This window comes from Pontimicrobium sp. MEBiC01747 (assembly GCF_053601635.1).
This window is the reverse complement of sequence record NZ_JBSHNS010000259.1, coordinates 40,682-54,550: the sequence shown is the minus strand read 5'-3', so window position 1 is coordinate 54,550 and position 13,869 is coordinate 40,682. Positions and strand designations below refer to the sequence as shown.

At 31.7% G+C, this 13,869-nt stretch carries 14 protein-coding genes and 1 tRNA gene; 9 read left to right on the top strand and 6 right to left on the bottom strand.

Annotated features, from left to right (window positions below):
• Positions 1-14: 14 nt before the first annotated feature.
• A tRNA-Ile gene (locus tag ACVC2P_RS08545) sits at positions 15-88 on the bottom strand.
• Between the two features lie 49 nt (positions 89-137).
• A complete protein-coding gene (gene mce / locus ACVC2P_RS08540) occupies positions 138-542 on the bottom strand; it encodes a methylmalonyl-CoA epimerase (RefSeq protein WP_452598054.1) in 405 nt (134 codons plus the stop codon).
• 255 nt (positions 543-797) lie between these two features.
• Here mce and rbfA point away from each other — a divergent pair, with 255 nt between their 5' ends.
• On the top strand, positions 798-1,193 hold the full coding sequence (gene rbfA, locus ACVC2P_RS08535) for a 30S ribosome-binding factor RbfA (protein ID WP_452598053.1): 396 nt from the start codon (positions 798-800) through the stop codon (positions 1,191-1,193).
• A gap of 77 nt (positions 1,194-1,270) precedes the next feature.
• On the top strand, positions 1,271-2,476 hold the full coding sequence (locus tag ACVC2P_RS08530) for an ABC transporter permease (protein ID WP_452598052.1): 1,206 nt from the start codon (positions 1,271-1,273) through the stop codon (positions 2,474-2,476).
• Here the strand turns inward: ACVC2P_RS08530 and dusB are convergent, their stop codons facing one another.
• Complete coding sequence (gene dusB / locus ACVC2P_RS08525) at positions 2,477-3,490, bottom strand: tRNA dihydrouridine synthase DusB (RefSeq protein ID WP_452598051.1); 1,014 nt, start codon at positions 3,488-3,490, stop codon at positions 2,477-2,479.
• 95 nt (positions 3,491-3,585) lie between these two features.
• On the opposite strand from dusB, the gene ACVC2P_RS08520 reads away from it, so the two are divergent.
• From ACVC2P_RS08520 to ACVC2P_RS08500, 5 genes are read left to right on the top strand one after another with little or no spacing between them, the layout of a single operon-like run.
• The gene (locus ACVC2P_RS08520; RefSeq protein ID WP_452598050.1) at positions 3,586-4,146 is read left to right on the top strand and encodes a hypothetical protein; all 561 of its coding nucleotides are present in this window, start codon (positions 3,586-3,588) and stop codon (positions 4,144-4,146) included.
• Between the two features lie 2 nt (positions 4,147-4,148).
• Positions 4,149-4,892, top strand: a complete 744-nt coding sequence (locus ACVC2P_RS08515; protein WP_452598049.1) for a prolipoprotein diacylglyceryl transferase — start codon at positions 4,149-4,151, stop codon at positions 4,890-4,892.
• The gene (locus ACVC2P_RS08510; RefSeq protein ID WP_452598048.1) at positions 4,882-6,273 is read left to right on the top strand and encodes a radical SAM protein; all 1,392 of its coding nucleotides are present in this window, start codon (positions 4,882-4,884) and stop codon (positions 6,271-6,273) included. The genes ACVC2P_RS08515 and ACVC2P_RS08510 overlap by 11 nt, the downstream gene beginning before the upstream one ends.
• 1 nt (position 6,274) lies before the next feature.
• On the top strand, positions 6,275-6,463 hold the full coding sequence (locus tag ACVC2P_RS08505) for a hypothetical protein (RefSeq protein ID WP_452598047.1): 189 nt from the start codon (positions 6,275-6,277) through the stop codon (positions 6,461-6,463).
• Between the two features lie 53 nt (positions 6,464-6,516).
• The gene (locus ACVC2P_RS08500; RefSeq protein ID WP_452598046.1) at positions 6,517-6,723 is read left to right on the top strand and encodes a hypothetical protein; all 207 of its coding nucleotides are present in this window, start codon (positions 6,517-6,519) and stop codon (positions 6,721-6,723) included.
• On the opposite strand, the gene ACVC2P_RS08495 is transcribed toward ACVC2P_RS08500, so the two are convergent.
• Positions 6,704-7,099, bottom strand: a complete 396-nt coding sequence (locus ACVC2P_RS08495; protein WP_452598045.1) for a DUF4345 domain-containing protein — start codon at positions 7,097-7,099, stop codon at positions 6,704-6,706. The two genes, ACVC2P_RS08500 and ACVC2P_RS08495, sit on opposite strands and share 20 nt — an antisense overlap.
• Positions 7,100-7,110: 11 nt before the next feature.
• Entirely contained in the window at positions 7,111-8,334 is a 1,224-nt protein-coding gene (locus ACVC2P_RS08490) for a M28 family peptidase (protein ID WP_452598044.1), read from the bottom strand.
• A gap of 56 nt (positions 8,335-8,390) precedes the next feature.
• Here ACVC2P_RS08490 and ACVC2P_RS08485 point away from each other — a divergent pair, with 56 nt between their 5' ends.
• Entirely contained in the window at positions 8,391-9,491 is a 1,101-nt protein-coding gene (locus ACVC2P_RS08485) for a TolB family protein (RefSeq protein WP_452598043.1), read from the top strand.
• Here the strand turns inward: ACVC2P_RS08485 and ACVC2P_RS08480 are convergent.
• Entirely contained in the window at positions 9,488-11,896 is a 2,409-nt protein-coding gene (locus tag ACVC2P_RS08480) for a TonB-dependent receptor domain-containing protein (protein ID WP_452598042.1), read from the bottom strand. The two genes, ACVC2P_RS08485 and ACVC2P_RS08480, sit on opposite strands and share 4 nt — an antisense overlap.
• 162 nt (positions 11,897-12,058) lie before the next feature.
• Here ACVC2P_RS08480 and lepA point away from each other — a divergent pair, with 162 nt between their 5' ends.
• Entirely contained in the window at positions 12,059-13,855 is a 1,797-nt protein-coding gene (gene lepA, locus ACVC2P_RS08475; RefSeq protein ID WP_452598041.1) for a translation elongation factor 4, read from the top strand.
• The last annotated feature ends 14 nt before the right edge of the window (positions 13,856-13,869 follow it).

The following is a 13,869-nucleotide window of genomic DNA, read 5'->3' as shown; positions in this document are numbered from 1 at the left end:
TTACAATTTCTATGTGGTCCCACTTGGGCTCGAACCAAGGACCACCTGATTATGAGTCAGGTGCTCTAACCAACTGAGCTATGGGACCGAAATCGGAGTGCAATATTACTACTTATTTTAATTACGAGCAAGAAAAATTATTGCTTTATTTCTTGGCATAGCTCAATTAATACTCCATTTGATGATTTTGGATGTAAAAAAGCAACCAATTTATTGTCTGCTCCATGCTTTGGCTTTTCGTTTAACACGATAAAACCTTCTCCTTTAAGTCGCTCTATTTCAGAGACTATATCGTCTACATCGAAGGCAATATGGTGAATACCTTCTCCTTTTTTCTCTATAAATTTAGCTATTGGGCTATCTGCTTTAGTAGCTTCTAATAATTCAATTTTATTTTCACCAACTTTAAAAAAAGAAGTATTTACACCTTCGCTAGCCACTTCTTCTACTTTATAATGTGGTTCTCCAAAGAGTTTTGCAAACAACTCGTTCGAATTTTCTAAACTCTTTACAGCGATACCTATATGTTCAATTTTATTCATTGAAAATTTTATTTTCATTTCCGTGAAAACAGAAATCTTAATTATTATATATTTTTATTCTCTTTTTACTATTCATTTTTCATTAAAAACAGACCTCTTTCCTTTTTAAGGTACGAATTTTGCCTTCAAAAGTAAGATAATCTTTAAATAACGTCTATTTTTGCACTATAAAAACCTAAGAACTTGTTTCTTAATAGAGTCATTGTACTTAAAAATAGACCATTACGATACAATGATTTATAAATTTTAATGAAGATGGAAGAAAGTCAAAGACAAAAAAAAATTGCTTCGGTATTGCAACGCGATTTAGTAGACATTTTACAAGGTGCTGCTACACAAGGTGGTATGCGAGGTGTTATTATATCGGTTTCTAAAGTATCTGTCACCGTAGATTTATCTATGGCAAAAGTATATTTAAGTATTTTCCCTAATAATAAAGCACAAGAATTGGTTGAAGGTATTAAATCTAATCAACCCTTTATTAGACATGAATTAGCACAACGTACTAAAAACCAATTACGACGCATGCCTCAACTTCAGTTTTTTGTTGATGATTCTTTAGAATACATTGATAAAATTGAACAATCTTTAAAAGGAAAAGACAACCCTATAAATGATCCTGATTTATTAGGTAAACGTAAAAAATCATAATTATACTCTACAATTTTTACTGTACAATACATGAACAACATTTATAATCTCATTATTTTTTTATAATATTATAGTTTATGAATGTATCCTATTACATCGCCAAACGTTATTTACGCTCTAAGAGCAGTAATAATGCCATTAATTTTATTACCTACTTAGCTATTATTGGTATTGTGTTAGGCTCTGCTTCTTTACTTGTTGTACTCTCTGGTTTTGCAGGATTAAAGGATTTTACTTTAGAGTTTTCTACAATTATAGATCCCGACTTAAAAGTTGAGACTGTTATAGGAAAATCATTTACAACCACCGCTGAACAAGACCAAAAACTTAATACTATTGAAGGAGTTACAGTTTTCTCTAAAGTAATTGAAGAACGTGTTTTAGTGTCTTTCGACGAGAATAAACACCCTGCTTACATAAAAGGGGTTGACGAAAATTACAGTACAGTCAATGTTGTAGATTCTATAATTCGTAATGGTAGTTGGTTAACTCCAAAAACAAACCAAATTGTATCGGGTTATGGTGTTGCCAATATATTATCTATTGGTGTTTTAGACTATGGTAAAAGCGTCTCGTTATTTGTGCCTAAACCTGGAAAAGGACAAATTACTTCCCAGAAACAAGCCTTTAAACAATTAAATAGTGTAAATGTTGGTATTTTTGATGTAAATGAAAAGCTTAACGATTCTTATATTTATTCTTCTGTAGATTTTGCTCAAGAGCTATTAAGCTTCGATAAAAACGAAATTACTGGTATTGAATTTAAACTTGATGAAAATGCCAATGAGGAAACTGTACGTTCACAAATACAATCTATCTTAGGTAACACTATTAGTATAAAAAATAGAACTCAGTTAAACGATGCTTTATACAAAATGCTTAATACAGAGCATTTAGCTGTTTACTTAATACTAACTTTAGTTTCAATCATCTTAATTTTTAATGTTATAGGTTCGCTTATTATGATGATTTTAGATAAAAAGAAAACCTTGAACACTCTATTTAGTATGGGAACTACACTACAAAATATTCGTCGTATTTTCTTTTTTCAAGGTATTACTATGACTGTTTTAGGAACTATCGTGGGGTTAATTATTGGATGTATAGTTGTTGTATTACAACAACAATTCTCTTTAGTTATGATTACACAAAAATTACCTTACCCAATGGCTTTAAGCGTAGAAAATTGCTTCCTTGTTTTTATTACAATAACTGTTTTGGGTATTATAGCTTCAAAACTTGCTTCGGTAAGAATTTCAGAAAGTATGTTAAAAACAGAGTAATTATTGTACTTGAAACGGATTCTTATCGAATTGATAATCTGAAAAATCTCTTAAAACAGCATCAAAAGCATTAAACACATCTTTAGAATCATCACTCGTTACCATTTTAGTTCGGTATTCTTTAAAATGCGGAATCCCCTTAAAGTAATTAGTATAATGTCTTCTAGTTTCTAAAACCCCAAGAATTTCGCCTTTCCAATCTATAGCCATTTGTAAATGACGTCTTGCAGCATCAACTCGCTCTTCTATGGTAATAGGTGTTAAGTGTTCTCCTGTTTCAAAAAAGTGTTTTACTTGTTTAAAAAACCACGGGTTTCCAATAGTAGCACGACCAATCATACAACCATCTAGTCCGTAAACATCACGCATTTCCATAGCACGCTCTGGGCTGGTAACATCACCATTTCCAAATACAGGAATATGCATTCTTTGGTTATTTTTTACTTCGGCAATTGGCTTCCAATTGGCATCACCCTTGTACATTTGCGCACGTGTACGTCCGTGTATTGCAATGGCTTTACAACCTACATCTTGTAAACGCTCGGCTACCTCAACAATTTTTATAGAATCGTGATCCCAACCTAAACGTGTTTTTACTGTAATTGGTAAATGTGTACGCTTTACCATCGCCTCTGTTAGCGAAACCATTAAATCGATATCTTTTAAAATACCTGCGCCAGCACCTTTAGACACTACTTTTTTTACAGGGCATCCAAAATTAATATCGATAATGTCTGGCTTAGAGCGCTCTACAATATCTACAGTTTGCAGCATACTGTCTAAATTAGCTCCAAAAATTTGAATGCCAACAGGACGCTCTTTCTCGTAGATATCTAACTTAATAACACTCTTTGCAGCATCACGTATTAAACCTTCGCTAGAAATAAATTCTGTATATACTACATCGGCACCTTGCTCTTTACATAATGCTCGAAAAGGTGGATCGCTTACATCTTCCATAGGTGCTAAAAGCAACGGAAAATCTGGTAGTTCTATGTTATCTATTTTTACCAAAGTATTCTTTTTTTGAAGTGCAAAATTACAGTTTTTTATGTAAATCGATTATTGCTCAAAGCAATTATTGTATTTTTAGAATTAAAACCAATACAATGCAACCTAAATTCGCTATTATATTTATCTTTCTTTTAATTTTAAATTGTAACTCTTCTAAAGTTTCTGAAACTAAAAAATCTAAACCATTAAAAACGGTTACAACAGACAAGTATTCTTTTTCTCACCCAAATGATTGGTATACCTTTTACTGGCATGATAAGCTAAATGTTACTTCAGAAAGTATAAAGGATAGAGGTTTAAACGTGTACAACAATAAAATTTCTATTTTAGAAAACAGCCTAGCACTTTTCAATACGAATACAAATAAAGATATTAATTCTTTAGAAGACTATGTAAATCATTACATTGAAAATTTTAGAGAGCAAAGCAATTATACAGATATAGATTTTAAAAAAGAAAGTAAAATAATGCCTAACGGTACTATTTATATATTAAATACTTATCAAAAATGGAAAGGTAAAGCATCTAGATCTGTTATTTATTTCCTAAAAAAAGACGATGCTATTTATCATATCAATTATACTAGCTCTACTTTTATTCATAAAAAATATCTAGAGAAAGCTATGTCTATTTTAAATTCTTTTAATATAAAATAAATTTGAACATTCCTTTTGAACCTCATCTTTTTGGCTACACCATTAATATTCATCTCATTTTAGAGTATGCTGCCTTTTTTATAGCCTTTAGATATTATGTTTACATCCGAAAAAACACAGATGATAGTATAACATCGTCCAACAGATTATCTATTATTTTAGGTGCAGCTATTGGCGCATTAATTGGTTCTAGATTAGTTGGTTTGTTAGAAAACCCATTGGCTAAATTTTCTCAAGAAAACCTCATTCAATTACTTAATACTAAAACCATAATGGGAGGGCTTTTTGGCGGTTTATTAGGTGTAGAAATTGCTAAAAAAATTATTGGAGAACGTACCTCATCTGGAGACTTATTTGTCTTTCCTATTATCCTTGGTATTTTTATTGGCCGTATAGGTTGTTTCCTTTCTGGAATTAATGAATTTACCTACGGAAAACAATCTCACTTTTTTACTGCAATGGATTTAGGTGATGGTATTTTACGACATCCCGTTGCGTTATACGAGTTATTGTTTTTAATAGTTTTGTTTTTCAGTTTAAAGCAGTTAAAAAAGACTGTTGTTTTAGAAAATGGTGAACTATTTAAATGGTTCATGATTCTCTATTTTGGTTTCCGGTTTTTTATAGAGTTCTTAAAACCTAATGTATTTTACGTATTAGGGTTAAGTACTATTCAACTTTTATGCATAATTTGTATCCTGTATTATAATAAAACCCTTTTAAAACGCTTAAATCATGCCCGTTAGAAAATATACTTATTACGATTTTACATTAAGTTTATGTCCAGAGTGTTTGCGTCGTGTAGATGCCAAAATCGTTTTCGAAAACGGTAATGTTTACATGCTTAAACGTTGTAAAGAACACGGAAATTCTAAAGTACTTATTGCAGATGATATAGAGTATTATAAAAACATAAGAAACTATAATAAGCCAAGCGAAACACCATATACATTTAATACAAAAACAGATTACGGTTGTCCATACGATTGTGGTTTGTGCCCAGACCACGAACAGCACTCTTGCTTAACAGTTGTAGAAGTTACCGATCGCTGTAATTTAACATGTCCAACCTGTTATGCGGGGTCTTCTCCAACCTACGGAAGGCATCGTTCTTTAGACGAAATTAAAACCATGTTAGATACTATTGTAGCTAACGAAAAAGAACCCGACGTTGTACAAATTAGCGGTGGTGAGCCAACGATTCACCCGCAGTTTTTTGAGATATTAGATTATGCAAAATCGCTTCCTATACGGCATTTAATGCTGAATACTAATGGTATTAAAATTGCTAAAGAAGAAGGATTCGCCAAGCGTTTAAAAACTTATGCTCCCGATTTCGAGATTTATTTACAATTCGATTCTTTTGAAAACAGTGTACTTCGTGAATTGCGTGGTGCCGATTTAAATACCATTAGAGAACAAGCTATTGCTAATTTAAATGGCATTAACTTATCTACAACTTTGGTCGTTACGCTTCAAAAAGGATTAAACGACCACGAAATAGGAAAAATTATCGATTATGCATTACTACAAAAATGTGTACGCGGTGTAACACTTCAGCCTACACAAATTGCTGGGCGTTTAGAGCATTTTAATCCAGAAACGGATAGAATGACATTAACAGAGGTACGCCGAAAAATCATGGAACAAACGTCTGTTTTTAATAGCGACGATTTAATTCCTGTACCTTGTAATCCTGATGCTTTAGTTATGGGTTATGCACTTAAATTAGGCGGGGAGGTATTTCCGTTAACACGATATATAAACCCAACAGATTTATTAGATAATAGTAAAAACACCATTATTTACGAGCAAGACGAATCCTTACATGGTAAAATGATAGAGTTATTTAGTACTGGTAATTCGGTAGAAGTTGCTGAGGAAAATCTAAAATCTATTATGTGTTGTTTACCTAATATAGATGCACCTAATTTAGGTTACGATAATTTATTTAGAGTTATTATTATGCAATTTATAGATGCTTATAATTTTGATGTTAGAGCCATAAAAAAATCATGTGTGCATATTGTAGATAAGGATAATAAAATTATACCTTTTGAAACTATGAATCTTTTTTACAGAGATGACAAAAAACAACATTTAGAAGTATTAAGAAACGAACTGTAATATGGGAATATTATTAATTACACTTTTAGTATTAATATTACCTGTTTTCTTTTTGTTTGTGTTAGGCAATACAGCAAAAGCAAATAACAATAAAGACAGAGCAAAATTATTTTATATCTTAGGTGTTGTCTATTTAATAGTAGGCTTAGGTGTTTGTGGTACTTTATTATTAGATTTTAGAATAAATTAATTTATAAAAAGAGCAAATATTTATGGTAATATGATGTAATAAACGTAATAATTATGACATTTTTAGAAGTAGGAAATTTAGACGGCATATTTGTATTAATAGGGCTTATTATGTTTGGCCCAGCTATTGTGCTATTTATTATTGCCATAATATTGGGTGTTAAAAATAAAAAGAAAGCTGCTAAAATATTTTGGATTTTAGGTGTGGTCTATTTATTAATTAGCTTGGGTATTTGTGGTACTATATTAGCTGGTTATTAATACGTTTTAAAACCCACAAACCATAAATACCAAGAAATAATTCGGCAGCAGTTCCAAAAACATAACCAAATGTTGGGATACCATCTAATAAAATACTCACGACTCTACCAAAACCTAAACCTAACATAAATACAATATTGGTAGTAATGGCGGTTTTAAAATAAGTTGCTTTAAACAGTCCTAAACACCAAAGTGTAGAACAACCTAAATAGAGCCCCATTATGGCTTTATAAAAATTATGTTCGTCTATGGTTTCCAATTGCATATCAAAGGACAAGTCTGGATTAAATCCATAAACGAAAGCCACAGGAACAACAATTAATAATGAAATTATTAAGTGAATTTTATTAATAAAGTCGTCTTGGGTTTTTATCATGTAATAATGACTTAAAATGTTACCTCAACCTCAACCTCTTCTCCATTTCTATTCACAACAACTTTGGTAGTATCACCTTTTTTATAAGTAGATAATGCTTGCATATAACTCATCATGTCCGAAATATTACTATCTCCCATTTTAATTACAATATCTCCTTTTTGTATGCCTGCATTAGTTGCTGGTGTATCTGCTCTAGTACCATCTATTCGCATACCTTTACCATCGAATAAATAATCTGGTGTAACGCCTAAACCTACTTCAAATTTAGGTACGGCATCACTTTCATTTTTAGTCGCTCTAAATGGTAGTTTTCCGTTATTATCTAAGTCGGTAATAACTTCAAAAATATAATTAGAAATGGTTTGCATCCCCTCATAATTAAGCTTTTCTACATCATCACCTGGTTTGTGGTAATCTTCATGTTGTCCTGTAAAAAAGTGTAATACAGGAATGTCTGCATTGTAAAATGAGGTATGATCACTTGGGCCAACGCCAGATTCTTTTTGTACTAATTTAAAACTAGTATTATGTGCCTTAAGCGTTTGTTTTAGTATTGGAGAAGTCCCAACGCCATAAACAGCTAAGGTACTGTCTTGTTTTAAGCGGCCAACCATATCCATATTAATCATATAGTTGACTTTTTTAGTATCTATTGTTGGGTTCTTTACAAAATAATTAGAGCCTAATAAGCCCATTTCTTCTCCAGAAAACGCCATAAACAAATAATTGTTTTTAGTATTTACACCTTTTAATTTACTCGCTAAATTTAATAATACTGCAACACCGCTGGCATTATCGTCTGCTCCATTATGGATTGCGGTTTCTCCTCTGTGCAAAGATCCTTCAGCTCCCAAACCTAAATGGTCGTAATGCGCACCTATAATAATAGTATGCTCTGCTTTATTATTTATATAACCAATAACATTGGTTCCTGTAATAGTACTATCTCCGTCTTTTACAGTATAGTTTACTGCTTGATGTGGATCTGTTTTTGGTCTAAAAGAAAAGGTTTGAAAATAATTATCAGTTCCTTTAGGTAGCAACCCTAAGTCTTTAAAACGTTCCGAAATGTATTTGGCAGCTTTCTGTTCTCCATTACTTCCGGTTTGTCGTCCTTCTAAAGCATCAGATGCTAAGTAAGCTACATCATCTTTTATACTTACAACACGCTTACTTTCTGTTGTACAACTGATTAAAAACATTAAAAAAAAGGAAGCTATAGCGTATTTCATTTTAAGAAGTATTAATTTTACACAAAATTAGGCATTAATTATTATATATACTTAGCATGCGATTCACTTACTTTTTATTTATCTGTATAGCCTTTTTTTCTTGTAAAGAAGAAAAGAAAAACGAAACTACACCCCCTGTGGCAGAAACTGCTGTAACAAAAAACCCGTTAATATATCCAGAAGAAAAACATTTTAAAGACTTACGTCAAGTAACATTTGGTGGAGATAATGCTGAAGCGTATTGGAGTTTTGATGATAAACAGTTAGTGTTTCAATCTAATAACGAAAAATGGAATGTAGGTTGCGACCAAATGTTTTTAATGAATGCAGATGAAACCTTTAATGGTAGCATTCCTCCAATGATTAGTACAGGAAAAGGGCGTACTACTTGTGCTTATTTTTTACCAGATAACAAACATATTATTTACGCTTCTACACATTTAGGCGCAGAGGAATGCCCAGACACACCGTTGAGTAAAAACGGAAAGTATATTTGGCCAATTTATGATTCTTACGACATTTTTGTTGCAGATTTACAAGGTAATATCGTTAAGCAATTAACTAACGAGGTTGGTTATGATGCCGAACCAACAGTATCTCCTAAGGGAGACAAAATTGTATTTACCTCAACTAGAAGTGGCGATTTAGAGCTATACACTATGAATATTGACGGAAGCGATGTTAAACAAATAACTAACGAATTGGGTTACGATGGTGGTGCATTTTTCTCTCCAGATGGCACACAGTTAATTTTCCGTTCTTCTCGCCCTAAAACAGAAGAAGAAATTAAAGATTATAAAGATTTATTTGCCGAAGGTTTGGTAGAACCAACAGAAATGGAGTTATATATATGTAATGCAGATGGAAGCAACTTAAGACAACTTACAGATTTAGGTAATGCTAATTGGAGTCCGTTTTTTCACCCTTCTGGGAAAAAGATATTATTCTCTTCTAATTTTGAAGCAGAGCGTGGTTTCCCTTTTAACCTTTATCTTATAGATACAGACGGTAAAAACTTAGAGCGTGTAACGCATGGCGAAACCTTTGATGCTTTTCCTGTGTTTTCTAACGATGGTAAAAAATTAGCCTTTTCATCTAATAGACATAATGGTGGCGGGCGCGATACTAATTTATTTATAGCCGAATGGCAAGATTAATTATTTAAACGATTACGCTCGCTTGACGATTTTGTGCGTTGGTTAGTTTTTAAAGTTGTATTGCCAAATTTATAGCTAAATCCTAATCTAATATAACGATTGTCTAAATCTCTAAAATTAAAGTTATCCTGATTAGCATATTTAGAAATAATTTCAAAATCCTGCATATTAAATAAATCGTTTACCGCTAAAGAAAGTGTTCCTTTTTTATTAAATATTTTCTTTTTAACGGATAAGTCTGAAATTAATCTTGGAGCGACTCTTCTAAAGCCACTTTGATTTTTACTAATGTATGTTAATCCGAAATCTAGACTCAAGCTTTTATCCTTTAAAAAAGAAAGGCTATTACTTAAGGTTGTATAATTGGTCCATTGATCTGCTTTTATAGCATTATTATTAAAAACCGTTTCATCTTGTATATTATATATAGAGGTATATAAGTACACCGACCAGTTTTCTTTTAAATCAAACGATGTAGTAAAATCTAACCCAAACTCTCTTGTCTTATTTAAGTTTATTGGAGAGTAAATAATAATGTTGTCTGTATTATTTTGCAATGGCAACTCAAAAATATTCGATTTTGTATCCTTATAATACAATTCAATATTGTAATCTGAAACCGTAGTTCCTATTAACACTCTATTAGTAAAAGTAGGTTGTAGTGTTGGGTTTCCTGAAACAATTGTATTATCATTTAAAAAGAAATTAAACGGGTTTAAAGATTTATAACTAGGTCTCCCTATACTTCTTTTAAAATTAGTATAAACAGTTGTTTGGTCAGACACTTGATAGCTTATATTCAAGGTTGGAAACAGCTCTAAATAATCCTGATTATTCTTTTCGCTAGTATGCACAGATTTTCCTTCAATGTGGGTGTGTTCTGCTCTTAATCCTGCAGAAAAACGCCATGCCTCCCATCGTTTATCAAAACTAATATAGCCAGCAAAAATAGATTCTTTATAACTATAATCATTCGTGTTATTTACATTTAATGTTTGCTCTCCTGTATTAGGGTCTATATCCAATTGTACTATATCGCTCTTTGTTTTTATGTTAGACGATTTAAGCCCAGCACTAAAGGATGCCTTATTTTCTAAAGACAAATCATAATCTATTTGTGTCGTAAAAATGTCTGTATTTTGATTACTATTCGTTCTAAAAATAGTTCTAAAATCAAAGGCATTGTTTGCATCAAAATAATTACTATTTACCATCTGGTCTCTATCGTAATCGTATGCCGTAAGATGACTATTAATAGATAATGTAGATTTACTATCCAGTTTATGCACAAAGTCTAAATCGAAACCTAGATTATGTTTTTTATCTCTAGATAGGTTATGCGAATCGAACCGAAAGTTTATGTCATCGTTAGCATCAAAAATTATCGATTCTCCATTTGTTAAATATTTAAAATAGGGTAAAAACAAAAGATTCGAGCTTAAACTCAATGTGTTTTTATCGTTTATTAAATAATCGAAATTAAAGCTTAAATTATGAGTTTCAGACCATGTATTCCTGTTTAATCTAGAATCCCAACGCTCATTAATATTATTATTAGCATCTAAGTAATTAACTTTTTCTTCGTTATTTCTGTTAATTTTATTTTTTGAAGCACTATAGTTAGCGTTAAGACTCACTTTTTTAGTTTTATAAAACTGACTTATTCCAGCATTATATCTAGAAAAAACACCTTGCCTGAAATTTGCAAAAACATTTCCTCTATATCCCGTAATTAAATTTTTAAGCATTACTATATTTAATACAGCACCATTATCTGCATCATACCTTGCAGAAGGGTTAGTGATAACTTCTATTTTTTGAATACTATTTGCCGATGAGTTTTCTAATAGTTGTGTTAATTCACTAGATGATAAATTTACCTTTCTATTATTAATATATATCGTAGGTGTTGTATTTTTAACAGAAATTTCATTATCAAAAATTAAAACACCTGGTGTACGTTTTAATACTTCTAAAATAGAGCCTTCACTTAACGATGTGTTAGCGATATTAAAAATTAAACGATCTGATTCTTTTTTTAAAGTTGGGCGTTTGGTAGTTATTATAACCTCTCCTATATTTTCTGTAGTGGCTTTTAAAATAATAGGATCTAAACTAGTATTTTTAAACAACTCTAAAGTACTTTCTCCTGTTTCATATCCTAAAAAAGAGGCCTTTATTATATATTTCCCTGGTTTTAACCCTTCAAATTTATAGAGACCTTCATCATTTGAAGACATTCCTTTTAACTGGTTAACCTCTAAGTTAACGACTTCAAAACACAGAATATTGGCATAAGGAATTGGCCTATTTTGTTCGTCTAGTAAAACCCCAGAAATAGTAAGGTCTTGAGCAAATATTACTGTAGACCAAAACAGTAAAAAGATGTACAGAGAATACTTCAAAAAATATAACTTTTATTTGCTTCGCAAGATAGTATTTGTTTATCACTTATTATTACGGTAAAAACCGTAAATTTAAAGGAGCTGCTCCCTAAATAAAATTCAAGAAAAACTTAATAAATACTCTATATTTGCAACATCTTACACATGGGAAGATTTTAGACTATGAAGAACATTAGAAATTTTTGCATTATTGCACACATCGATCACGGAAAAAGTACGTTAGCAGATCGTTTACTTGATTATACAGGTGCTGTAACTGCTCGTGAAAAACAAGATCAACTTTTAGATAGTATGGATTTAGAGCGCGAACGTGGTATTACCATTAAATCGCATGCCATACAAATGGAATATATTTATGAAGGCCAAGAGTATATTTTAAACTTAATTGATACACCTGGTCACGTGGATTTCTCTTACGAAGTGTCTAGATCTATTGCGGCCTGCGAAGGTGCTTTATTAATTGTAGATGCTGCACAAAGCATTCAAGCGCAAACCATTTCTAACCTATACTTGGCTTTAGAAAATGATTTAGAGATTATTCCTGTACTTAATAAAGTAGATTTACCTAGTGCTAACCCAGAGGAAGTAACCGATGACATTGTGGATTTATTAGGTTGCGACCCTAGCGAAGTAATACACGCTAGTGGAAAAACAGGGTTTGGTGTAGATAATATATTAAAAGCAATTATAGAACGTATTCCTGCTCCAGAGGGAGATCCTGAAGCTCCTTTACAAGCTTTAATTTTCGATTCGGTTTATAATACTTTTAGAGGTATTGAAACTTATTTTAGAGTCTTTAATGGAGAAATTAAAAAAGGGCAAAAAATAAAATTTGTTGCTACAGATAAAGAGTATTTTGCTGACGAAGTTGGTACTTTAAAGCTTAATCAAGTTGCAAAACAAAGTGTAAAGGCTGGAGATGTAGGGTATTTAATTACTGGTATTAAAACCGCCAAAGAAGTTAAGGTTGGAGATACTATTACAGATTTTGCAAACCCAACAACTAATATTGTTGAAGGTTTTGAAGATGTAAAACCTATGGTATTTGCTGGTATTTATCCTGTAGATACTGAAGATTATGAAGAGCTTAGAAGTTCTATGGAAAAGCTTCAATTAAATGATGCGTCTTTAGTATTTCAGCCAGAAAGCTCTGCTGCATTAGGTTTTGGTTTTCGTTGTGGTTTTTTAGGGATGCTACACATGGAAATTATTCAAGAGCGTTTAGAGCGAGAGTTTGATATGACTGTAATAACAACAGTGCCTAACGTATCATACTTTGCTTATACTAATAAAGAACCCGATGTTCCTTTTACAGTAAATAACCCAAGTGATTTACCAGAACCAACGACTATTAACCGTGTTGAAGAACCGTATATAAAAGCCACCATAATTACTAAAGCAGATTTTGTTGGTAATGTTATGAGTTTGTGTATAGAAAAACGAGGGATGATTACTAATCAAACGTATTTAACACCAGAACGTGTGGAGTTAACATTCGATATGCCTTTGGCTGAAATTGTTTTTGATTTTTATGATAGATTAAAAACGGTTTCAAAGGGTTATGCTTCTTTTGATTATTCGCCAATAGGTATGCGAGTGTCTAAATTAGTACGATTAGATGTCCTGTTAAATGCACAACCTGTAGATGCTTTGTCTGCATTAATTCATGCCGATAATGCGCAACAGATTGGTAAGAAAATGTGCGAGAAGTTAAAAGAGCTTATTCCTAGACAACAGTTTGATATTCCTGTACAAGCAGCTATTGGGGCAAAAATTATTTCTAGAGAAACCATAAAAGCATTACGTAAAGATGTAACGGCTAAATGTTATGGTGGAGATATTTCTCGTAAAAGAAAGTTATTAGAAAAACAGAAAAAAGGAAAAAAACGTATGCGACAAGTTGGTAATGTAGAAATACCTCAACAAGCATTTATGGCTGTATTAAAGCTTAACGACTAGTATACTTTTTAGAA

Excerpts from the sequence above, each read along its gene's own strand:
- ACVC2P_RS08490 (WP_452598044.1), bottom strand. The coding sequence starts at position 8,334 with ATGAAATACGCTATAGCTTCCTTTTTTTTAATGTTTTTAATCAGTTGT.
- ACVC2P_RS08495 (WP_452598045.1), bottom strand. The coding sequence starts at position 7,099 with ATGATAAAAACCCAAGACGACTTTATTAATAAAATTCACTTAATAATT.
- ACVC2P_RS08520 (WP_452598050.1), top strand. The coding sequence starts at position 3,586 with ATGCAACCTAAATTCGCTATTATATTTATCTTTCTTTTAATTTTAAAT.
- lepA (WP_452598041.1), top strand. The coding sequence starts at position 12,059 with ATGAAGAACATTAGAAATTTTTGCATTATTGCACACATCGATCACGGA.
- rbfA (WP_452598053.1), top strand. The coding sequence starts at position 798 with ATGGAAGAAAGTCAAAGACAAAAAAAAATTGCTTCGGTATTGCAACGC.
- ACVC2P_RS08510 (WP_452598048.1), top strand. The coding sequence starts at position 4,882 with ATGCCCGTTAGAAAATATACTTATTACGATTTTACATTAAGTTTATGT.
- ACVC2P_RS08500 (WP_452598046.1), top strand. The coding sequence starts at position 6,517 with ATGACATTTTTAGAAGTAGGAAATTTAGACGGCATATTTGTATTAATA.
- mce (WP_452598054.1), bottom strand. The coding sequence starts at position 542 with ATGAATAAAATTGAACATATAGGTATCGCTGTAAAGAGTTTAGAAAAT.
- ACVC2P_RS08530 (WP_452598052.1), top strand. The coding sequence starts at position 1,271 with ATGAATGTATCCTATTACATCGCCAAACGTTATTTACGCTCTAAGAGC.
- ACVC2P_RS08505 (WP_452598047.1), top strand. The coding sequence starts at position 6,275 with ATGGGAATATTATTAATTACACTTTTAGTATTAATATTACCTGTTTTC.
- ACVC2P_RS08485 (WP_452598043.1), top strand. The coding sequence starts at position 8,391 with ATGCGATTCACTTACTTTTTATTTATCTGTATAGCCTTTTTTTCTTGT.